Source organism: Teichococcus oryzae (assembly GCF_008386565.1).
GTDB classification, from domain to species: Bacteria; Pseudomonadota; Alphaproteobacteria; order Acetobacterales; family Acetobacteraceae; genus Pseudoroseomonas; species Pseudoroseomonas oryzae.
The window spans coordinates 55,683-77,538 of record NZ_VUKA01000005.1; the positions used below are offsets into that span (position 1 = coordinate 55,683).

General features: G+C 69.1%; 17 protein-coding genes. 14 read left to right on the forward strand and 3 right to left on the reverse strand.

Features of this window, described 5'->3' with window-relative positions; all coding sequences use genetic code 11:
- Window positions 1-146: 146 nt before the first annotated feature.
- The 8 genes from F0Q34_RS12090 to F0Q34_RS12125 all read left to right on the forward strand — a co-directional run bounded on the left by F0Q34_RS12090 (window position 147) and on the right by F0Q34_RS12125 (window position 10,767).
- On the forward strand, window positions 147-1,751 hold the full coding sequence (locus F0Q34_RS12090; RefSeq protein WP_149812480.1) for an ABC transporter substrate-binding protein: 1,605 nt from the start codon (window positions 147-149) through the stop codon (window positions 1,749-1,751).
- Window positions 1,752-1,796: 45 nt separating this feature from the next.
- Window positions 1,797-3,980: a N,N-dimethylformamidase beta subunit family domain-containing protein gene (locus tag F0Q34_RS12095; RefSeq protein ID WP_149812481.1), complete on the forward strand. Its 2,184-nt coding sequence runs from the start codon at window positions 1,797-1,799 to the stop codon at window positions 3,978-3,980.
- A complete protein-coding gene (locus F0Q34_RS12100) occupies window positions 3,977-5,320 on the forward strand; it encodes an aspartate aminotransferase family protein (protein ID WP_149812482.1) in 1,344 nt (447 codons plus the stop codon). The genes F0Q34_RS12095 and F0Q34_RS12100 overlap by 4 nt, the downstream gene beginning before the upstream one ends.
- Window positions 5,321-5,652: 332 nt before the next feature.
- Window positions 5,653-6,723, forward strand: a complete 1,071-nt coding sequence (locus tag F0Q34_RS12105) for an ABC transporter substrate-binding protein (RefSeq protein WP_149812483.1) — start codon at window positions 5,653-5,655, stop codon at window positions 6,721-6,723.
- Between the two features lie 5 nt (window positions 6,724-6,728).
- The gene (locus tag F0Q34_RS12110) at window positions 6,729-7,781 is read left to right on the forward strand and encodes an ABC transporter ATP-binding protein (RefSeq protein ID WP_149812484.1); all 1,053 of its coding nucleotides are present in this window, start codon (window positions 6,729-6,731) and stop codon (window positions 7,779-7,781) included.
- Window positions 7,762-8,619 (forward strand): ABC transporter permease, encoded by an 858-nt coding sequence (locus F0Q34_RS12115; protein ID WP_174242042.1) that lies wholly within the window; start codon window positions 7,762-7,764, stop codon window positions 8,617-8,619. The genes F0Q34_RS12110 and F0Q34_RS12115 overlap by 20 nt, the downstream gene beginning before the upstream one ends.
- On the forward strand, window positions 8,606-9,427 hold the full coding sequence (locus F0Q34_RS12120) for an ABC transporter permease (protein WP_149812486.1): 822 nt from the start codon (window positions 8,606-8,608) through the stop codon (window positions 9,425-9,427). The genes F0Q34_RS12115 and F0Q34_RS12120 overlap by 14 nt, the downstream gene beginning before the upstream one ends.
- Before the next feature lie 8 nt (window positions 9,428-9,435).
- On the forward strand, window positions 9,436-10,767 hold the full coding sequence (locus tag F0Q34_RS12125) for an NAD(P)/FAD-dependent oxidoreductase (protein ID WP_149812487.1): 1,332 nt from the start codon (window positions 9,436-9,438) through the stop codon (window positions 10,765-10,767).
- A gap of 126 nt (window positions 10,768-10,893) precedes the next feature.
- Here the strand turns inward: F0Q34_RS12125 and F0Q34_RS12130 are convergent, their stop codons facing one another.
- Window positions 10,894-11,646, reverse strand: a complete 753-nt coding sequence (locus tag F0Q34_RS12130) for a GntR family transcriptional regulator (RefSeq protein ID WP_161600853.1) — start codon at window positions 11,644-11,646, stop codon at window positions 10,894-10,896.
- A gap of 359 nt (window positions 11,647-12,005) precedes the next feature.
- Here F0Q34_RS12130 and F0Q34_RS12135 point away from each other — a divergent pair, with 359 nt between their 5' ends.
- From F0Q34_RS12135 to F0Q34_RS12160, 6 genes are all read left to right on the forward strand, one after another.
- Entirely contained in the window at window positions 12,006-13,595 is a 1,590-nt protein-coding gene (locus tag F0Q34_RS12135) for an ABC transporter substrate-binding protein (protein WP_149812489.1), read from the forward strand.
- 38 nt (window positions 13,596-13,633) lie between these two features.
- Entirely contained in the window at window positions 13,634-14,683 is a 1,050-nt protein-coding gene (locus F0Q34_RS12140; RefSeq protein ID WP_149812490.1) for a phosphotriesterase family protein, read from the forward strand.
- Between the two features lie 77 nt (window positions 14,684-14,760).
- Window positions 14,761-15,636: a BKACE family enzyme gene (locus tag F0Q34_RS12145; protein WP_149812491.1), complete on the forward strand. Its 876-nt coding sequence runs from the start codon at window positions 14,761-14,763 to the stop codon at window positions 15,634-15,636.
- Between the two features lie 173 nt (window positions 15,637-15,809).
- A complete protein-coding gene (locus tag F0Q34_RS22335; protein ID WP_161600854.1) occupies window positions 15,810-16,826 on the forward strand; it encodes a sensor domain-containing diguanylate cyclase in 1,017 nt (338 codons plus the stop codon).
- A gap of 139 nt (window positions 16,827-16,965) precedes the next feature.
- Window positions 16,966-17,595, forward strand: coding sequence for a LysE family translocator (locus tag F0Q34_RS12155; protein WP_149812639.1), 630 nt, complete (start codon window positions 16,966-16,968; stop codon window positions 17,593-17,595).
- 114 nt (window positions 17,596-17,709) lie between these two features.
- Window positions 17,710-18,306, forward strand: a complete 597-nt coding sequence (locus tag F0Q34_RS12160; protein ID WP_149812493.1) for a thymidine kinase — start codon at window positions 17,710-17,712, stop codon at window positions 18,304-18,306.
- Between the two features lie 47 nt (window positions 18,307-18,353).
- On the opposite strand, the gene F0Q34_RS12165 is transcribed toward F0Q34_RS12160, so the two are convergent.
- Entirely contained in the window at window positions 18,354-19,604 is a 1,251-nt protein-coding gene (locus F0Q34_RS12165; protein ID WP_161600855.1) for an allantoate amidohydrolase, read from the reverse strand.
- 58 nt (window positions 19,605-19,662) lie between these two features.
- Window positions 19,663-21,252 (reverse strand): ABC transporter substrate-binding protein, encoded by a 1,590-nt coding sequence (locus F0Q34_RS12170; RefSeq protein ID WP_149812495.1) that lies wholly within the window; start codon window positions 21,250-21,252, stop codon window positions 19,663-19,665.
- Between the last annotated feature and the right edge of the window lie 604 nt (window positions 21,253-21,856).

A 21,856-nucleotide genomic window follows, 5' to 3' on the forward strand; every position in this document is an offset into this window, starting at 1 on the left:
TGACATCGGCGCGAAAGCATCATGTGCTCCGGCCAAGCCATAAGAACGGTTTTCGGGAGAAGCGCGGTGAAGCACGGCCCAGGCCTGCCCGCCCGCCAAGGAGGAACAGCCATGACCATCGACCGGCCTGCCCAGCGGTGTCATCCATGAAGCGCCGCGCCTTTCTCGGAACCGCCGGCGCCGTCGCCGCCGGGGCCGCGCTGCCGCCCCGCCTTGCCCTGGCGCAGCCCGCGGTCGCGCAGCAGGCCCGCGTGCTGCGCTTCGCGCCGCATGCCTCCCTGACCTTCCTGGACCCGGTCGCCAACCTGACGGCGATCACCAACATCCACGGCTTCTATGTCTTCGACACGCTCTACGCCGTGGATGCCAGCCTGCGCCCGCGCCCGCAGATGGCCGAGGGGCACAGCGTTTCCGATGACGGGCTGACCTGGACGATCCGCCTGCGCGAAGGGCTGAAATTCCACGATGGCAGCCCCGTGCTGGCACGCGACTGCGCCGCCAGCCTGCGCCGCTGGGCCGCCCGCGATACCTTTGGCCGCGACCTCGCGGCGGTGGTCGAGGAATGGGGCGCGGCCGATGACCGCACCCTCCGCATCCGGCTGAAGCGGCCCTTTCCGCTGCTGATCGAGGCGATCGGCAAGCCCACCGCCGCCCTGCCGGTGATCATGCCGGAACGGCTGGCGCGGACCGACCCGATGAAGGCGGTGACCGAGATGGTCGGCTCCGGCCCGCTGCGCTTCAAGACGGACGAGTTCGTGTCCGGCAGCAAGGTCGTTTACGAGCGGTTCGAGGGCTACCAGCCGCGCGAGGAAGCGCCGGACTTCTTCTCGGGCGGCAAGGTGATGCATTTCGACCGCGTCGAATGGACCATCATGCCGGACCAGGCCACCGGCCTCGCCGCCCTGCAGACCGGCGAGATCGACTGGCTGGACCAGGTGCAGGCCGACCTGCTGCCCCTTCTGTCGCGCAACCGGGACGTGGCGACGGACATCCTGGACCCGGCCGGCTTCATGGGCGTAATCCGCTTCAACTCGCTGCAGCCGCCCTTCAACCGGCCGGAGATCCGCCGCATCGTCCTGCAGGCGGTGAGCCAGCCCAACTACATGAACCTCGTCACCGGCGGGGACCCCACGGCCTGGCGGAGCTGCCATTCCCTGTTTCCCTGCGGCACCCCCTATGGCACTCCGCCCGAAGACGCGGGCATGAGCGATACGCCCGACATCACGGCCAAGAAGCGCGCCCTTTCCGCCGCCGGCTACAATGGCGAGAAGGTGGTCATCATGAACCCTTCCGACGTGCCGATCATCGCGCCCTTCGGCCATGTGACGCACGACCTGCTGAAGCAGCTCGGCATGAATGTCGAATTGCAGGAAATGGACTGGGGCTCGCTGATCTCCCGCGCCGTTTCGCGCGAAACGCCGGACAAGGGCGGCTGGAGCCTTTACCACACCTGGTGGGGCGGGGCGGGCATCGCCGTGCCGGTCACCAACGCGCTGATCCGCGGCCTCGGCGACCGTGGCTGGACCGGCTGGTACAGCAATGAACGGATGGAGGCGCTGAACGCCGAATGGCTGCGCGCGCCGGACGAGGCAGGGCGGGCCGCCATCGCCGCCCAGATGAACGCGCTCGCCATGCGGGAGGCGCCTACCGTACCGCTCGGCATCTTCTCCGTCCGCACCGCCTACCGGAAATCGCTCACCGGCATGCTGAAGGCGCTGCGCCCGGTGCCCTGGAACGTGCGCCGCGCCTGAGGCCGGCCTTCCACGCCCCCTGCCGCTTCCCAACCGGACAACATCATGACCGTTCCCCTGACAGGCTATCTCGACCGCATCTCGGGCCGTGCCGGCGACACCCTGGCCGTGAAGGTTTCCAGCACCCTGCCGGGCGATTACAGGGCCGATCTGGTCCGGGTGATCTCGGGCGATCCCAACCCGGCCGGGCCGGGCATGCGGCTGCGGGAGGTCGCGGCCGATTTCGCCGGGCATTATCCCGGCCGCTTCCAGCCGGTGCATCTGGGCTCCTGCGCGCTGGTGGAGGCCGCCGCGGCGCTTGTTCTGCCGGCCGAGGCGACGATCGGCCTGCGCGTGCAGCCCATGCTGCTGACCGGCACGCCGGCCGTCCTGATGGCGCGGCTGAACGAGGCCGGCGAAGGCTGGTCGCTGTCGGTCAGCCAGGATGGGCTTGTTTTTGAAAGCAAGGGGCCGCGCGGCGAAGCGCGCTGCGCCCTGGCCGCGCCGATGGTGACGCGCGGCTGGTACGCCGTGACGCTCGACTTCCGGAACAACGGGTTGCGGCTGACGCAAACGCCGCTGCGCCGCATCTGGGGCGCCGCCTCGCATGAAGGCAGCGCCGAATGCCGGAACATCAGCCTGGAGGAACTGCCCGCCGCGCCGCTTTCCTTTGGCGCGGCCTGGCAGGGCGGCGCCGCGCGCGCCGTTTTCGAGGGCCGCATCGAGGACCCCTTCATCCAGGCCGGCCCCATCGCGGCGGCCGAGCCGGCCGAGGGCGAGGGCCTCATCGCCTGGTGGGATTTCTCGGTCGGCATCGACACGCAATCCATCCACGACCGCGGCCCGCACGCGCTGCATGGCCGCGTGGTCAACCTGCCGACGCGCGCGGTGCGCGGCTCGCGCTGGGATGGCAGCGAGATGGACTGGAAGCACGCGCCGCGCCACTACGCCGCCATCAACTTCCATGCCGACGACCTGGAGGATTGCGGCTGGGACACGGATTTCTCCGTCACCATCCCCGAGGGCCTGCCGAGCGGCGCCTATGGCATCCGGCTGCGCGCCGGCGGGCACGAGGACATCATCCCGTTCTACGTGCTGCCGCCCCGCGGCACGGCGACGGCGCCGGTCGCCTTTCTGGCCTCCACCTTCACCTACCAGGCCTATGCCAACCACGCGCGCAAGAACTGCGACGACGACTACAAGGCGCGCCGCGCCGAATGGGGCGCCTATCCGCACAATCCGCAGGAACATGCGGATTACGGCTATTCCACCTACAACCGGCATCCGGACAATAGCGGCATCTCGATGTCCTCCCGCCTGCGGCCCATCCTGACCTGGCGGCCCGGCTTCCTGACCTTCAACGACGCGCGCGGCTCCGGCCTGCGCCATTATCCCGCCGACACGCATCTGATCGCCTGGGCCGACGCGCTCGGCATCGGGATGGACATCATCACCGATGAGGATCTCGACAATGAAGGGGTGGAGCTGTTGCGCCCCTACAAGGTGGTGCTGACCGGGTCGCACCCGGAATACCACACGGTCGGCACGCTGGACGCGTTGCAGGACTATGTCGGCACCGGCGGGCGGCTCTGCTATCTCGGCGGCAACGGCTTCTACTGGCGCGTCGCGCGGCGGGCCGACCTGCCGCATGTCATCGAGGTGCGGCGGGCCGAGGGCGGCATCCGCGCCTGGGCGGCGGAGGCCGGCGAATATTACCAGCAGCTGGACGGCGCCTATGGCGGGCTGTGGCGCCGCAACGGGCGGCCGCCGCAAATGCTGGCGGGCATCGGCTTTTCCAGCCAGGGGTTGTTCGAGGGCTCGCATTTCCGGCGCCTGAAGGCATCCCATGAGCCGGAGCTGGCCTGGATCTTCGAGGGCATCGACAACGAGATCATCGGCGATTTCGGCCTTTCGGGCGGCGGCGCCGCCGGATTCGAGCTGGACCGCGCCGACTGGACACAGGGCACGCCGCCCAATGCGCGCATCCTCGCCCGGTCGGAAGGCCACCAGTCGCATTTCGTCGCGGTGCCGGAGGAGCTTCTGTCCCATCTGAGCACGGTCACCGGCGAGAAGCCGGCCGAGCTGGTGCGCGCCGAGATGGTTTATTTCGAGACCGCGCAGGGCGGCGCCGTGTTCTCGACCGGCTCGATCACCTTCTGCGGCAGCCTGCCCAGCAACGACTTCAACAATCCCGTTTCCCGCCTGTTGCGCAACGTCGTCACCCGCTTTTCCTCGGAGCATCTGTCATGAGCCGCATCCTTCACCGCAGCCTTCGCAAGGAACCCATGCTGGCCGTGTCCGGAAAGGGGCTGCTGGTGCGCGGCACCGAGGGCCCGCCGGTGATCGATGCCTCGGGCGGCGCCGCCGTCGCCTGCATCGGCCATGGCGACGAGCGCGTGGTGCGCGCCATCACCGAGCAGGCGCGGCAGATCGCCTATGCCCACACCGTCTTCTTCACCTGCGAGGCGGCCGAGGAACTGGCCGACCTGCTGGTGGGCGACAGCCCCGGTGGCCTGACCCACGCTTATTTCGTGTCCTCCGGCTCCGAGGCGATGGAAGCGGCGCTGAAGCTGGCGCGGCAATACTTCCTGGAGATCGGCCAGCCGCGGCGCAGCCGCTTCATCGCCCGGCGGCAGAGCTATCACGGCAACACGCTGGGTGCCCTCGGCCTCGGCGGCAACATGGCCCGGCGCGAGCCCTATGAGCCGATCCTGGCCAATTGCTTCAGCCATGTCTCGCCCTGCTTCGCCTACCGCTTCCAGGGAGAGGGGGAAAGCGACGCCGACTATGTCGCGCGCCTCGCCGCCGAGCTGGAGGCCGAGTTCCAGCGCCTCGGCCCCGACACCATCGCGGCCTTTGTGGCCGAGCCCATCGTCGGCGCCACGGCGGGCTGCGTCACCGCCCTGCCCGGCTATTTCCCCGCCATGCGGGAAGTGTGCGACCGTCATGGCGCGCTGCTGATCCTCGACGAGGTGATGTGCGGCATGGGCCGCTCCGGCACGCTGCATGCCTGGGAGCAGGAGGGCGTGACACCCGACATCCAGACCATCGCCAAGGGACTGGGCGGCGGCTACCAGCCGATCGGCGCCATCCTGGCGCAGGGCAAAATTGTGCGGGCCCTGTCGGAAGGCTCCGGCGCCTTCAAGCATGGCCACACCTACCAGGCGCATCCGGTGGCCTGCGCGGCGGCGCTGGCCGTGCAGCGCATCATCCGCGAGGACGACCTGCTGTCCAATGTGCGGGCCATGGGCGCGCGGCTGGAGGCCGGGTTGCAGGAGCGCTTCGGCAACCACGCGCATGTTGGCGACATCCGCGGCCGCGGCCTCTTCTGGGCCCTGGAATTCGTCGAGGACCGCGCCAGCCGCCGCAGCTTCGACCCCGCGCGCAAGGTGAACGAGGCGGTGAAGGACGCCGCCATGGCGGCCGGCGTGATGATCTACCCGATGGGCGGCACCATCGATGGCCGCACCGGCGACCATGTGATCATCGCCCCGCCCTACACCGCGCGCCCGGAGGAGATCGACCGGATCGTCGAGCTGCTTGGCCAGGCGGTGGACGGAGTGCTGAGCCGGCCTGGCGGCGGGCCGTGAGGGCCGGCGAGGAGCGCCGGAAGATCGCGCGGGCCTTCACGGAAGGCTTGCGCGGTCCCGTATTCGTGATCACAATAATTTAGAATTTCGAATCAAATCTGGAGGGGCAGAAAGGGAGTGTTCCGGCCCGTGGGAGCTTTGTCGCGTCGCGGCGAACCCGATGCCGGCATTCCCGTGCCCGGGGGCATGCCCGGCCCGGCCTCGCCTGTTGATCCGGCCCCGCCTGTTGATCGCGAATCCGGCCCCGCGCAGTGTTCTTCATCCAGCGCGCGCGGGGCTTCCGGCAAACCGACCCGCCCATCCTGTCCGAACAGCCAGAAGAAGGTGCAACCATGCCATTCAACATGAACCGTCGTGGAATCCTGCGGGCCGGCGGCGGCCTCCTCGCCGCCGGCCTGCCCCTGCCGGCCTTTGCGCAGGGCGCCACGCCGCCAAAGCCGGACCGTATCGTGGTGAACGCCTCGGGCGGCTCCATGGCGCAGTTCCTGCGGATCGCCTATTTCGCGGATTTCGAGCGCGAGCACGGCATCCGCGTCGTCGACACCTCGCCGGTGGATTTCGGCAAGCTGCGCGCCATGGTGAACAGCGGCAACCCGGAATGGACGGTGACCGAGATCGGCGGCCAGGACGGCGACCGCGCGACGGAGATGAACCTGCTGGAGCCGATCGACACGTCCATCGTCGATCTCTCGAAATATCCGGATGTCGGCCGCAAGTCGCATATCTTCGTGGGCTCCGCCTATTCCACGGTGCTTGGCTTCCGCAGCGACGTGTTCAAGGATGGCAGCCATCCGAAGGGCTGGGCCGAGTTCTGGGATGTCCGCCGTTTCCCCGGCGCCCGGTCGCTGCGCAACCATCCGGTGGACAACCTTGAATTCGCGCTGCTCGCCGATGGCGTGCCGATGGACAAGCTTTACCCGCTCGACATGGACCGCGCCTTCCGCAAGCTCGACGAGATCCGGCCGCATATCGCCGTCTGGTGGAGCACGGGCGCGCAGCCGGCGCAGATGCTGGTGGACAAGGAAGTGGTGCTGGCGACCGGCTGGAACGGGCGCTTCTTTGAGCTGGCCAAGAAGCAGGCGCCGGTCGGCTCCGATTTCACCCAGGGCTCGTTGAAGAGCAGCTCCTGGGGCATCCCGCGCGGCACGCGCCATGCCTATTGGGGGCAGAAATTCCTCCAAACCATGACCAACCCGCGCCTCCAGGCCATCTACGCCACCGAGCTGTCCTATGCCGGGCTGCATCCCGACACGGTGAACTATGTCGCGGAGGAGCTGCGGCCGCTGCTGCCGACCGCGCCGGCGAATCTGGAAAAGCAGTTCTGGCTGAACACCAGCTGGTGGACCGAGAACGGCCAGAAGGCGCAGGAACGCTGGACGCGCTGGATGCTGCAGCGGGGCTGAGGCAGGTGCAGCTTTCCGTTCAAGGGATCGTGCGGCGTTTCGGCCCCGTGGCGGCTCTCGGCGGCGTCGATCTCGACGTCGCCGAGGGCGAGTTCCTGACCATTCTCGGGCCCTCGGGCTCAGGCAAGACAACCCTTCTGAAAACCATCGCCGGGTTCGAGATCCCCGATGAAGGCACGGTCCTGGTGGGCGGGGAGGATGTCACACTGGCACCGCCCCGCCGGCGCGATGTCGGGATGGTGTTCCAGAACTACGCGCTGTTTCCCCACATGACCGTGGCGCAGAACATCGCCTTTCCGCTGGAGATGCGCCGCCGCCCGCGCGAGGAGATCACCCGCCGGGTGGAGGAGGCGCTGCGGCTGGTGGAGCTGCAGGCCTTCGGCCAGCGCCTGCCGCGCCAGCTTTCCGGCGGGCAGCAGCAGCGCGTGGCGCTGGCGCGCGCCGTGGTGTTCGGCCCGCGCCTCCTTCTGCTGGACGAGCCCTTCGGCGCGCTGGACCGCAAGCTGCGTGAATCGCTGCAGCTCGAGGTCCGGCGCCTGCAACGCAACCTGCGCCTGACCACCATCTTCATCACGCATGACCAGGAGGAAGCCCTGATCATGTCCGACCGCATCGCGGTGATGGACAAGGGGCGCATCGAGCAGGTCGGCTTTCCAGGCGATCTTTATGCCCGGCCGGCGACCCGCTTCGTGGCGGACTTCCTGGGCGAGTCCAATCTCCTGGAAGGCACCGCGAAGGGCGGCGGCGCCGAGCTTCCCGGCTTTGGCCGGGTTCCGCTGCCTTCCACCCAGCCGGACGGGCCGGTCACCCTCCTGCTCCGGCCCGAGGCGCTGCGCCTCGGCGAGGAGGTGGAGGCCCTGCCCTGCCGGGCGCGGGGCACCGTCATCGACACGGTGTTCCTGGGCCTTTCAGCCAAGCTCCGCCTGCGCCTGGAGGGTGGGCCGGTGGTTCTCGCCCGCATTCCGCTGCGCCCCTCGGCGCCGCCGCCGCCCGCCGAGGGCGACAGCGTGACGGTCGGCTTCTCCGCGGAGGATGTGCATGTCGTCCCCCGGACATAACCGCGAGGTCATCGCGCGGCGGCGCGAAAGGGGCCTCCTGCTCCTGGCCGTGCCCGCGCTGCTGCTGCTGGGCGCCATCTTCGCCTGGCCGGTGCTGCGCCTTCTTTCCATGTCGGTGGAAGGCGGCACGCTGGCGCATTTCGAGAAGGCGGCGCTGGACGGGCTTTATGTCAGCGTCCTGCTCGACAGCATGAAGATCGCCCTGATGGTGATGGGGATCTGCCTGGTGCTGGCCTATCCGGTCGCGCTCTGGCTTTCGCGCGCGGGCCGCGTCGGCCTGGCGCTCGGCATGTTCGCGCTGCTGCTGCCCTTCTGGACCAGCGTGCTGGTCCGCACCTATGCCTGGCTCGTGCTGCTCGGCCGCAATGGCGTGATCAACCGCACCCTGCGCGACTGGGGCTGGATCGAGGCGCCGCTGCCGTTGCTGCACAATACCGCCGGCGTGCTGATCGGCATGGTGCATGTGCTGCTGCCCTACATGGTGCTGCCGATCTATGCCTCGCTGCTGCGCATCGACCCCGATCTGCCGCGCGCCGCGGAGGGCCTCGGCGCGCCGGCCTGGCGCTCCTTCCTGCGCATCACCCTGCCGCTCTCCCTGCCCGGCGTTTCCGCGGGCTGCGCGCTGGTCTTCGTGCTGTCCCTCGGCTTCTTCATCACGCCGGCCCTGCTGGGCGGCGGGCATGTGGTGATGGTGTCCATGCTCATCGAGCAGCAGGTGCGGGAATTCCTGGACTGGCCCTTCGCGGCGGCCCTTTCCACCCTGCTCCTTCTCGCCACCCTGGCCATCTATGCCCTGATCGGCCGCCTGACCCGGGGAGCCCGCCTTGCGACGCAGTAAACAGCGCTCCCAGCAGCGCTCCACCGGGAAGCTGTTGCTCGGGATCTTCGCGGCGGCGGTTTTCGCCTTTCTGCTGCTGCCGCTCCTGGTGGTGTTCCCGATCTCCTTTTCATCGGCCTCCTACCTCCAGTTCCCGCCGCCCGGCTATTCCTTGCAATGGTACCAGCGCTACCTGGACGACCCGAGCTGGATCGAGGCGACGATCCGCAGCGTGCAGGCGGCCACGCTCTGCACCGTGCTCGCCATGGGGCTGGGCGTGCCGCTGTCCTTCTTCCTGGTCCGTTCCCGCCTCCCCGGCATCCGCCTGCTGGACCGGCTGACGGCGGCGCCCATCATCGTGCCGACCATCATCATCTCCATCGCGCTTTACGGCGTGTTCTCGCGCCTGCAGCTGATCGGGGAATGGTATGGCGTCGCCATCGCCCACACCGTGCTGGCGCTGCCCTTCGTTGTCATCCTGGTCAGCGCCAGCCTGCGCAGCTTCGACGAGGCGCAGGAACAGGCCGCGGCGGGGCTGGGGGCCTCCTGGCCCTGGATCATCTGGCGCGTCACCCTGCCGCAGCTGCGCCCCAGCCTGGTTTCGGCCGCCTTCCTGTCCTTCATCAGCTCCTTCGACGAGCTGGTGCTGGCGATGTTCCTGTCCGGCACGTCGATGACGCTGCCGAAGAAGATGTTCGACAACATCCTGATGGAGATCGACCCGACCATCGCCGCGGTGTCGGTTCTCCAGATCCTGCTGGTCAGCGTCGCGCTGGGCCTGACCACCTTGTTCGGCCGTGGCGCGCTCACCACGACCATCACGCGCTGAGGTAAGCCATGGACACATCCATCTTCCATCCCGAGTTCAAGGCCCGCCCCTTCTGGTGGGAAGCGATCGACATGGGCGGGGACGATCCTCCGGCAGAGCTTCCCGCCAAGGCCGACATCGTCATCGTCGGCGGGGGGCTGACCGGGCTGAACTGCGCGATCGAACTCGGCCGTGGCGGCGCCCATGCCGTGGTGCTGGATGCCGAGCCGCTCGGCTATGGCGCCTCGACCCGCAATGGCGGCGGCGTTTCGGGCGGCAACAATGTCGGCAAGGGGCTGTCAGGGGCGAAGGGCCGGCAAAGCCCGGAGGAAATGCGGGACTGGCTGCGCGCCATCATGGGCGATGCCTCGGAAGGGCTCGCGCATATCGAGGCCCTGGTCCAGCGCGAAGGGATCAACTGCCATTACGAGCGCACCGGCCGCTTCGTGGGCGCCTGGACGCCGAAGCATTATGACGGTATGGCCGCGAAGATCGACGCCCTGAACGAATTCGCGGATGCCGATGCCTCCATGCTGCCGCGCGAGCGGCAAAGGGAGGAGATCGCCTCCGACTATTACTACGGCGGCATGGTGGTGAATCGGACGGGAAAGATCCATCCGGCGCTGTATCACCGTGGTCTCATGCAGGCGGCGCGGCGCCATGGCGCGACGCTGCTCGGGCGCACCAAGGCGGGCGCGCTGACCCGCGTCGGGGAAGGCTGGCGGGTGGAAACCTCGCGCGGGCCGATCCTGGCGCGGGAGGTGGTGATCGCCACCAATGGCTATACCGGGTCCCTGACGCCGGATCTGCGCCGCCGCCTGATCCCCGTCGCCTCCCACATCATCGCCACGGAGGAGATCGACCCGGAGCTGGCGCGCAGCCTGATCCCCAAGGCCCGCACCCTGGCCGACAGCCGCCGCATCCTTTGCTATTACCGGCTTTCCCACGACAACCGGCGGGTGGTCTTCGGCGGCCGCGCCCGCTTCACCCAGGTCACGCCCGAGGTTTCGGCGCCGATCCTGCACGAGATGATGCTGGCGCGCTGGCCGCAGCTGAAGGGCACGCGCATCACCCATGCCTGGACCGGCAATGTGGCCTTCGCCTTCGACTACCTGCCGCATATGGGCGTGACGCCGAAGGGCCTGCACTACGCCATGGCCTGCAACGGCGCGGGCGTCGCGATGCTGTCCTATCTGGGGGCGGAGCTCGGGAAGAAGCTGCTCGGGAAAAGCAACCGCATGCCGGTGTTCGACGGGCGGGACTTCCCCACCCGTCCCCTCTACACCGGGCATCCCTGGATGCTTCCCATGGTGGGGAACTGGTACCGCTTCCGGGACTGGCTGGACCGGCGCGCGGCCTAGAGCATCTTCACCCGATCAGGCGATCCCGCCTGATCGGGATCTGCTTTAGCGTCCCCGTTCGGGATCGGGACGCCGCGGAGCGGAGCCCGACCGCGCGGGATACGGGATGGCAGCGCCGTGGGCCCCTCAGCCCAACGTCAGCTTGGCCCGCGCTCGCGGTGCCTTGCCGAGGCTGGGCAGGATGTTCGCGGGCGGGTCGCCCTGGAACCGCATCTCCCGAAGCAGCACGCGCGTCGCGTCGTTGATCTCGGCCTCCAGCTCGCGGGCGGCGACGGCGGCGTCGCCCTTGCGCAGCGCTTCCAGCAGCGGGCCGTGGCGATGCGCCTTGTCCCCGGGCTGGCTCATCAGCACCCAGCGGGCTTCCCAGAACAGGGGGCCGCGCCGCAGCCACAGCGCCTCGATCATGCCGAGCAGCATCGGCGCATCGGCCTGCCGGTACAGGGTGAACAGGAATTCCCGGTCCACCCGCAGAAGCTGCTCCGGCTTGCCCGCGGCCCGCGCGGCGTCATGCTCGGCCAGCAGCCCTTCCAGCGTCCGCAGGGTGGCGGCATCGAGCCGCGGCGCCGCCAGGCGGGTGGCCAGCGGCTCCAGCGTCGCGCGGATGGTGCTGAGCTCCAGAAAGGCCGGGCGCGTCAGGCGCGGCACGATGGCGGTGCCGGAGGGCAGCACATCCACCGCCTGCTCGATCGCCAGCCGGCGCAGCGCGGTGCGCGCCGGCATCGGGCTGGTGCCCAGCGCCTCGGCGATGCGGCGGATGGAAAGCTTGTCGCCGGGCGCGAACACCCCGGCCACCAGGGCCTGCCGCAGCCGGCGGTAAGCCTGCTCCTCCAGGGGAAGGTCGGCAAAAGGCAGCGCTTCCGGTGTCATCGTCATTGTCATGCCAGTATTTTTGTGATCACATTTCATTTAGAATTTAGATGTCGATAGCTTTCCGACTGCCGACACATACCGCGAGGTAGAACGCATGGCACCCCCACCTGTTCCCGCCCGCGCTTCGGCGCCGGCCATCCCGGCGGAGAGGCCAGGGGCCGCTTCGCCGATGCGGGTGCCGGGATCATGGAACGAGCCGCGCCGCTCCTCATGACGGCCGGGCTGAAGGCCTGATCCGCGCCCGCCCCGGCATCACGCCCGGCGCGGGCGCGGATGACCCCGGGGAAGACCAAGAAAGCGTGGCGCGGCCCCGCGCGAGCGGCGGGGAACCGGCCGCGGCACAACAATCCAGGAACTGGAGACTGCAGATGCATCGCCGTCGTTTCATCGCCACATCGGCCGGCTTGGTCGCCGCCGCGGCTGCCCCGCCCATGCGCGCGCGCGCGGCCGATGCCAGGGTCATGCGCTTCGTGCCGCAGGCTAACCTGACGTCGCTGGACCCGATCTGGACCACGGCGGCGGTCACCAGCAACCATGGCTATTATGTCTTCGACACGCTCTACGGCCTGGACAACGACCTGCGCGTGCAGCCGCAGATGGCCGAGGGGCATACCGTCTCGGATGACGGGCTGGTCTGGCAGATCCGCCTGCGTGAGGGCCTTCGCTGGCATGATGGCGAGAAGGTGCTGGCGCGCGACTGCGCCGCCAGCCTGGCGCGGTGGAGCAAGCGGGACACCTTCGGCCAGTCCCTCGCCGCGCGCGTCGAGGAATGGGGGGCGGCGGATGACCGCACCATCCGCATCCGCCTGAACAAGCCCTTCCCCCTGATGCTGGCCGCCCTGGCCAAGACCTCCTCCCACACGCCGTTCATGATGCCGGAACGGCTCGCCGCGACCGACCCGTTCAAGCAGGTCACCGAGATGGTGGGGTCCGGCCCGTACCGCTTCCTGGCCGATGAATACGTGTCCGGCAGCCGCGCCGCTTATGCCAAGTTCGCCGCCTACGTGCCCCGGCAGGAAGCGGCGGAGCGGACCGCCGGCGGAAAGGTGGCGCATTTCGACCGCATCGAATGGCACATCATCCCGGATGCCGCGACCGCCGCCGGCGCCCTGCAGACCGGCGAGGTCGATTGGTGGGACCAGATCCATCCCGATCTCGCTCCGGTGCTGCAAAGGAACCGCGACGTGAAGATCGCGGTCAACGATCCCGCCGGCTATATCGGCACGCTGCGCTTCAACTGCCTGCACGCGCCCTTCAACAAGGCGGCCATCCGCCACGCCATCCTCCACGCCGCCAGCCAGGAAGACTACATGCGCGCGGTGACGGCCAATGAGGAGGAGCTGTTCCGCACCTGTTATTCCGTCTGGCCCTGCGGCACGCCCTATGCCAACGAGACGGGCGCGGAACCGCTGAAGGGCAAGCGCGACCTGGAGCGCGCCCGGAAGATGCTGAACGACGCCGGCTACAATGGCGAGCGCGTCGTCATCATCAACCCGTCCGACATGCCGAGCATGTCGCCCTTCGGCCTGGTGACGGCGGATCTGCTGAAGCGCCTCGGCATGAATGTGGAGCTGGTGGAAACCGACTGGGGCTCCGTCGTGCAGCGGCGTGGCAGCCGGGCGCCGGTGGATCAGGGCGGCTGGAGCATCTTCCACACCTGGTGGCCATCCCTGACCGTCTACACCCCCGCGGTCAATCCCACCCTGCGCGGCCAGGGCGAGCGCGGCTGGTTCGGCTGGTACGAGAATGCGCGGGTCGAGGCGCTGGCGGCGGAATGGCTGGATGCGCCGGATGATGCGTCACGCGCCGCCATCGCCGAGAAGATCCAGGTCGAATCCTTCAAGGAAGCCCCGATCGTGCCCCTCGGCCAGTTCTTCATGCGGACGGCCTATCGTGCCAACCTTACCGGGTTCCTCCAGGGCGCGGCGCCCTATCCCTGGAATGTGCGCCGCGCCTGAGCCGACCAACAACACGCCATAAAGCAAGGGAAACCGACATGACGAGGCTGACGCGCGACCAGATGCGGGGCAAGGCGCAGACGGTGCTGGGCCTGATCGACCCGGCCGAGCTGGGCTCCACCCTGATGCATGAGCACCTGATCTGGAACATCACGCCGCCGCCGCAGCGGAGCAACCCGCCGCCGCCCTCCGAGCTGGACCTGCAGCAATGGTGGAATCTGGCGACCTCCGAGATCAAGGTCGAAAGCAACACCACGCAGCTCGATGTCGGCGTCGCCACCCGCGCCGCCGCCGAGGTGGTGCAGAAGGGCGGCCGCACCATCGTGGAGCTGACCATCGGCGGCCTGATGCCCGACCCCAACGGCCTGGCGCAGGTTTCGCGCGACAGCGGCGCGCAGATCGTGATGGGCTCCGGCCATTACGTGCATGACTACCAGGACCCGGCCAATGCAAACCGGAGCCTGGAGGAGCTGGCGCAGGAGATGGTGGATCAGATCCAGCTCGGCGCCTGGGGCACGGATGTGCGCGCCGGGCTGTTGGGCGAGATCGGCTGCCAGTGGCCCTGGACGGACCTCGAGAAAAAGATGCTGCACGCCGCCTGCCTGGCGCAGCAGGAAACCGGCGCGGCGCTGACCATCCACCCGGCGCGGCACCAGGACCATCCCTGGATGCTGGTGGAGTTCCTGCGCGCGCATGGCGCCGACCTGTCCCGCACCATCATCGACCATATCGACCGCACCATCTTCGACGATGACCGGCTGTTCCGGCTGGCCGATGCGGGCGTGGTGCTGGAATGGGACCTGTTCGGGCAGGAAAGCTGCTACTACGCCCCCAATATCGACATCGACATGCCGAATGACGCGCAGCGGCTGCGCGACATCCGCAAGCTCATCGAGCGCGGGCATGGCGACCAGATCGTGATCAGCCAGGACATCTGCCACACCGCGCACATGACGGAATTCGGCGGCTGGGGCTATGCGCATATCTACAAGAAGGTGCTGCCCCTCGCCCGCCGCCGCGGCTTCACCGAGGCGGAGCTGAACAAGATCATGGTCGAAACGCCGCGCCGGCTGCTGACCTTCATCTGACACAACCGATGCGGGGCATGGGGAGGGAAAATGTTCCTTCCCCTGCCCTCGCCAACGCGAATCCTGCGGGAAGCCCCATGAAGAAAGTTATCCTGACCTGCGCCGTCACCGGCAGCGCGCCAATGACGGACCGGCATGTCAACGTCCCGGTCACGCCCCGGCAGATCGCCGAGCAGGCCATCGATGCCGCCCGCGCCGGTGCGGCCATCGTCCACCTCCATGTGCGTGACCCGGAAACCGGCGCGCCGAGCATGAAGCTGGAACTGTATCGCGAGCTTGTGGACCGCATCCGCGGCAGCGGCGTCGATGTGGTGCTCAACCTGACCACCGGCCCCGGCGCCAGCTTTTCCCCGGGTGCCGAGAACCCCGCCATCGCCGGCCCCGGCACCACGCTGTGCCCGCCCGCCGAGCGCATCCGCCATGTGCTGGAACTGAAGCCCGAGATCTGCACGCTCGACCTGAACACCATGTGGTTCAACACGCGCGCGGCGATCAACATTCCCGCCCATGTGGCGGAAATGGCCCGCGCTGTGCAGGAGATCGGCGTGCTGCCGGAGCTGGAGGTGTTCGACACGGGCGACATCCAGCTGGCGAACCACCTGATCCGGGAAGGGGTGCTGAAATCTCCCGCCCTGTTCCAGATCGTCCTCGGCATCCGCTACGGCGCGATCTCGACGCCGGCTTCCATGATGCATATGCGCAGCCTGCTGCCGGCCGATGCCGCCTGGGCGGCCTTCGGCATCTCGGCGCAGGAATACCCGATGCTGGCGCAGGCACTGCTGCTGGGCGGGCATGTCCGCGTCGGCCTGGAGGACAATCTGTATCTGGAGCGCGGCGTCTTGGCGCCCAACAACGCCGCCCTGGTCGACAAGGCCGTTCATCTGATGCGGGCCCTCGGCACGGAGCCCGCCACCCCGGCGGAAGCGCGGCAGATCCTCAATCTGCGGGGCTGACCGTCAGGGGAAGCCCCCCGGAAGGCCCATGCCTTTCCCGCCGCGACGTCGCGGCGGGAAAGGCGCGCGGCCGGAACATTGCGCGCCCAGATCGAAAAAATATGTTATTGGAGCAACCTGGGGATGCTATAGGGTGCCGCGGCTCTTGCCCTGATTTCCCGCCGGGATTTTCAATGCCACCTGCATCGCTCCCGCCGAATGAGGTCGAGCGCCTCATCGTGCTGCGCTCCTATGACGTGCTGGATACAGCCTGCGAAGCCAGCTTCAACGATATCGCCAAGCTGGCGGTCATTCTGTCCGAATGTCCCATTGCCCTGGTTTCCCTGGTGGATGCCGACCGGCAATGCTTCAAGGGGCGGCAAGGGCTGGATGTGGATGAAACACCCCGCGAGGTGTCGTTCTGTGCCCACGCCATCCTGCATCCCGGCGAGGTGCTGATGGTGCCGGATGCCACGCTCGACCCGCGCTTCAGGGACAATCCCCTGATCGCCGAGATCGGGCTCCGCTTCTATGCCGGCGTTCCGCTGGTCAATGCGGAAGGCATCGCGCTGGGAACGCTTTGCGTCATCGACCGCGTGCCGCGGCGGCTGAACGAAACGCAGCAGGAGGCGCTCCGCTACCTGGCGGGAACGGTGGTGACCACCCTGGAGCTGCGCCGCACCATGCACAAGGTCCGGCAGGCAGCCCTGACGGATACCTTGACCGGCATCGCCAACCGCCCGGCCCTGTTGAACGCGCTGCACCGCGCCATCGCGCTCCAGCAGCGCGATGGCCCTCCGTTCTCGCTGGTCTACCTGGACCTGGACGGCTTCAAGCGGATCAATGACCTTCATGGCCACGCCACGGGGGACGAGGTCCTGCGCCAGGTGGCGGCCACGCTGTCGGACTGCGCCCGGCATTCCGACATGGCGGCGCGGCTCGGGGGCGACGAGTTCGCGGTGCTGCTGGCCGGCCAGGACGCCGCCCCCGCCGCCGGCCGCATCCGCCAGCAGGTGGAGGCCGAGATGGAACGCCATGGATGGCCAGTGACGGCCTCGGTCGGCGCCGTGTCCTTCCGCGACGCGCCGGCCGATGTGGAGGAAGCCCTGTCGGCGGCCGACGAGCTGATGTACGGGGCGAAGTTCGCCGGCAAGAACCGGGTGCTGCACCGGGAGTTCGCCTCCAGGCCACGGGCCCACAGGGCCGCCTGAGCATCGCGAGGGGGTATCGGGGGCTGTCGCGGGGCCAAGGCAAGGTTGGCAAGCTGCGCACGGCGCACCGTGGCCGCCGATGATGTGTGGAGCGCCGGCCCAGGGCGTGCCATGCTCGGCGCAGCCGGAAAGGTGCATGATGAGCCTGGAACTTTGGCTGGTTTACCTCGCCGCGGCCCTCGGATTGTCGCTCACGCCAGGGCCGAACGGGCTGCTTGCCCTGACGCATGGCGCACGCTTCGGCCTTCGCCCGGCCGCCTGGACGGTGCTTGGCGGCGCTGTCGGCTTTCTGTTCCTGATCGCGGCCTCGCTGGCCGGGCTGGGGGCGCTGCTCGCGGCGTCGGGAACGGCCTTCACGGCGGCGAAGTGGGCGGGCGCCGCCTACCTCGTGTATCTCGGCGTGCGGTTGTGGCGCTCGCCCGCCCCGGTTGTGGTGGCGGCCCAGGCTTCCGGGCTGCCCGGAGGGCGCGCGGCGCGGCCGCTGCGGCTGTTCGGGGATGGCTTCCTGGTCGCGGTGTCGAACCCCAAGGCGCTGCTTTTCTTTGCCGCCTTCCTGCCGCAGTTCATGGTGCCCGGGGACAGCTTCGCGGTGCAGCTCCTGTTCCTGGGCGGCACCTTCGTCGCGGTGGAGATCGCCTATGAATTGCTGCTGGCCGGGCTCGCCGGGCGGATCTCGCCCTGGCTGGGGCGCCATGGGCGGGTCTTCAACCGCGCGGCGGGCGGCACCTTCATCGGGATCGGCGCGGCCCTGGCCACGGCGGGCCGGTAGCGGGCGGGTGCGGCCATCGCGGCGTGACGCCCGCCCCGCCCGGCGCTACAGCGGCGGCATGAGCGCCCTTCGCCCCTGCCCGGTCCGGCATCCCGCATCCCGGGAGGCCCGGTGATGGCCCGCGGACAGCTGACGGTCTTCTGCGGCCCGATGTTCGCGGGCAAAAGCACTGCTCTGCTCGAACAGGCGGCCCACGCCCGGGCGCGGGGCCTGCGCGCCCGCCTCCTCAAGCCCGCCTTCGACACCCGGCGCGGCGCCGGGCGCCTGACGACCCATGATGGCCTGAGCATGGAGGCGGCGCCGGTCGCCACCCTGCCGGGGCTGGGGTCCCCGGAAATCCCGCACGGAACCGGGACGGTGCTGCTGGACGAGATCCAGTTCATGGAATCGCCGAGCTTCGACGGCGACGTGGTCGAGGGCATCCGCGCCTTGCTGCTGGCCGGGGTCGATGTGACGGCCGGCGGCCTGGACATGGACTGGCAGGGCCGCCCCTTCCGGACCACCGGCATGCTGTGCGCCATGGCCACCAGCGTGACCAAGCTGCGGGCCCGATGCGCGGTCTGCGGCGCGCCCGCCACGATGACCCAGAAGACGGGCGGCGACGCCGGACGCGCCGTGGAGCTTGGGGCCGGCGACCTTTACCAGGCGCGCTGCGGGACGCATTGGCGCCCTTTCTCCTGTGAGGCGGCCCAGGGTGACCTGGCCGCCTGAATGCCCGCTGCCGCTCCGGAGCCGCGCCTGCCCCGCCGCGCCGCGTTTCAGGCGTGGCCGGCCCGGGCCAGCACCGCGTGCAGCAGCATGTCGGCGCCAGCGGCGCAGGCTGCCGGGTCGGTGTGTTCGCGCTCATTGTGGCTGAGGCCGCCCGCGCTCGGCACAAAGATCATCGCTGTCGGCAGGACCGGCGCCAGGGCGATGGCGTCATGGCCCGCCACGGTGACGATGTCGCGGAACGCATGGCCGCGCCGGCGCGCGGTGTCCCGCAGCAGTTCCACCAGCCCGGCATCGAACAGGATCGGGCCGAACCGGTGGAAGGGCTCCAGCTGCATGGCGACGCCGGAGCGGCGCGACGCGTCCCCGATCGCCGCATGCAGGTCGGCGGCCATGGCCTGTGTCACCTCGGGATCGGCGTGCCGCACGTCGCAGGACATCCGCACCGTTGCCGCGACGGTTCCGCGCACATTCGGGAAGACCTCGATCCAGGATGCGTTGGAGCGCCCATCCTCCCCATGCGACACGCCGACGCGGCGGATCGCCAGGATCGCTTCCGCCGCGCCGACCAGCGCATCGCGACGGTTCTCCAGCGGCTGGGCCAGATGCGCGGCATCGCCCATGATGGTCAGGTTGAAATAGCGCACCGTGTAGGTGCCCGTGACCACCCCGACCGGCACGCCGGCGCGTTCGAGATGCGGCCCCTGCTCCACATGCAGCTCGAAATAGGCGTCCACGGGCCGGTTGCCGACGGGCTCGTCGCCGGCCTCGCCCAGAGCCTGGAGCGCATCGCCGACACGGGTGCCGTCCAGGTCGGCATGCGCCAGGGCCTGCTCCAGCGTATACTTGCCGGAGAAGGCGAAGGCTCCGGTGTTGCCCGGCGCGAAACGGGCGCCCTCCTCATTCGTCCACACCACCAGCTCCAGCGTGCGCTGCGTCGCGATCCCGGCCTCGTCGAGGCTGCGCATCACCTCAAGCCCGCCGAGCACGCCGAGAACGCCGTCGAAGCGGCCACCGGTCATCACCGTGTCGAGGTGACTGCCCATCATCACCGGCGCAAGCTCCGGCCGCGTCCCGGCGCGGCGGATGAACAGGTTGCCGACGCGATCGCGCCCGATGCCATAGCCCTGCGCCTCCGCCCAGCGGACCAGCAGCGCCCGGCCGGCGCTGTCCTCCGGCGTCAGTCCCAGCCGGCGGCACCCGCCACCCGGCAGGGCGCCGATCTCCGCCATGCGCATCAGGCTGTCCCACAGCCGGTCGCCATCGACCGTCAGGTTGCCGCCGCGATCGTTCCCGGCCACCGCCTTCCTCCCTGTTTTCGTCATGCGCAAGGCAGTTCGTTCGGCGCCCCCGCGCGGCTCAGGCCCGCCGCACGCCCCAGGGGAAGGGCGCGGGCCCCTCGACCATGCCGGCCAGCGTCCGCCGGTAGGCGGTGTGGATCGAGAACTGGCCGATCGGGACGGAGGGGACCTCCTCGAAGGCGAGGGCCTGCATCTGCGCGGCGACGGCGGCGCGGCCGGCCTCGGTGGTTTCATTCAGCCAGCGCTCGTTCAGCGCCTCCATCCGCGCGCTTTCGTACCAGCCCGCATATCCGCCGGCGCCCTGGCCGCGCATGATCGCGTTCATCGCCGGATTGACCAGCGTTTCGCCGGTCCACCAGATCTGGAACACGCTCCAGCCGCCACTCTCGGCAGGGCCGCGGTTGGAGTTGCGCCGCTGGATCAGGGCGCCCCAATCGGTTTCAACCAGCTCGGCATTCAGGCCCAGTTCGCGGAAAAGGGCGTGGGTGACCTGGCCGAAGGGCGCCACGGTCGCGAAGTCGGACGGGCTCAGGATCACGATCTTCTCGCCCGCATAGCCCGATTCCCGCACGAGCCGCCGCAACTCGTCCATTGACGGCCGCGTGGCCATCGGATCGGGCGCCGGCGGCGTGCCATAAGGTGTGCCGCAGGGAAAAAAGGAATGGCAGATCTTGTAGGCGGCTTCGTCATTGGCGGTGACGGTCGCCATGTAGTCCGCCTGGTTGACGGCCCGCAGCACCACCTGCCGCAGCTTCTGGTTGTTGAACGGCGCCTGCGTGTGGTTGAAGCGCAGGATGGCGAAATGGCCGGCGGGATTGCCGTTGCCAACGGCGATGTTGCGGTTCCGCCGCAGCACCGGCACCAGGTCGGGCAGGACCTGGTCCACCCAGTCCACCTCGCCCGATTGCAGCGCGGCGGCGGCCGTCGCGGGGTCGGGCACGATCTGCCAGACGATGCGGTCGAAATGCGTGACCTTGCCACCCATTGTCCAGTCGGGCGCTTCCTGGCGCGGCCGGTAGCCGGCGAATTTCTCGTAAACGACGCGGCTGCCGGAAGCGTGCTCGCCGGCGACGAACCGGTAGGGGCCGGAGCCCACCATCTCGCTCACCTGGGTGTTTGGGTCGGTGGCCGCCAGGCGCTCGGGCATGATGAACGGCACGGTCGATGCCGGCTTGGCGATCGCGTCGACCAGCAGCGGGAAAGGCCGCTTCAGCCGGATGCGCAGCGTCCTGTCATCGGCGCTTTCCCAGGCCTCCACGGCGCCGGCCAGCGTCCGGCCGAAGGTGTCCCGGGCGGCCCAGCGCCGCAGGCTGGCGACGCAATCCGCCGCGCGCACGGGCTCGCCGTCATGGAAGCGCAGCCCCTCGCGCAGCCGGATGAGCCAGGTCCTGCCATCATCCGAAACGGTGTGGCCTTCCGCCATCTGCGGATGCGGGCGCAAGCGGCCATCCACGCCATACAGCGTGTCGAACACGTAGTAGCCATGGTTGCTGGTCACCAGGGCCGTTGTCCAGATCGGGTCCAGCGAAGCGAGGTTTGCATGGGGGATGAAGGTCATCACCCGCGCGCGCTCCGGCTGGGCGAAGGCGGGCAGCGGCAATGTGGCGGCGGAGGCGGCAGCGGCCCCCAGGAAATCACGACGGCGCATGGCAAACCCTCCCTTGTTCTTTTATGCGGCCGGCGATTGCTGTGCCGGCCTTTGATCATCAGGCCCGGTCAGCTCCGCATCGCGCCGGGCGGTGGTTCAGACGGCATCCCGGCGCCGCCGCGCGGTTCTTATTGGTCCGCGACATGTCCGCGGTGTTCCGGAATCTTGCGGTGCCGCCACGTCTTGCGGGCTTTTGCCGGACATCGTTCCTCCTCCACCTCGGCACGCGGCGATGTCGCCGCGGCACCCTCGGTCAGGCGTCCGCATCCGTGCCCACGGCTTCAGCAAATCTGCCGGCGCACGCACATATCGGGCGGAACTCTATCTTTTCGTGCCGCGATGGCAACATGGCCGCAGGGCGGAAGGCGCAATATCGGTTCGGCGCAACCGGAATTTCCCTTCCGGCGCCGCCATGGGCGCTGGTCGCGAACGCCCCGCGCTGGCAGGCTGCTCCAGAACAAAGGCAGGTGCTGGCATTCACGCGGCGATGCGCCGGCCGTCCCCGGCCGCGCGCCCCCGGGGTCGCGCCCCCCGGGCGACCGCGCGACGCGGCCCGTTCGCTGCTGCCGGAAACAACCGGCCCACCGCCAGGCGGTGCTTCCTG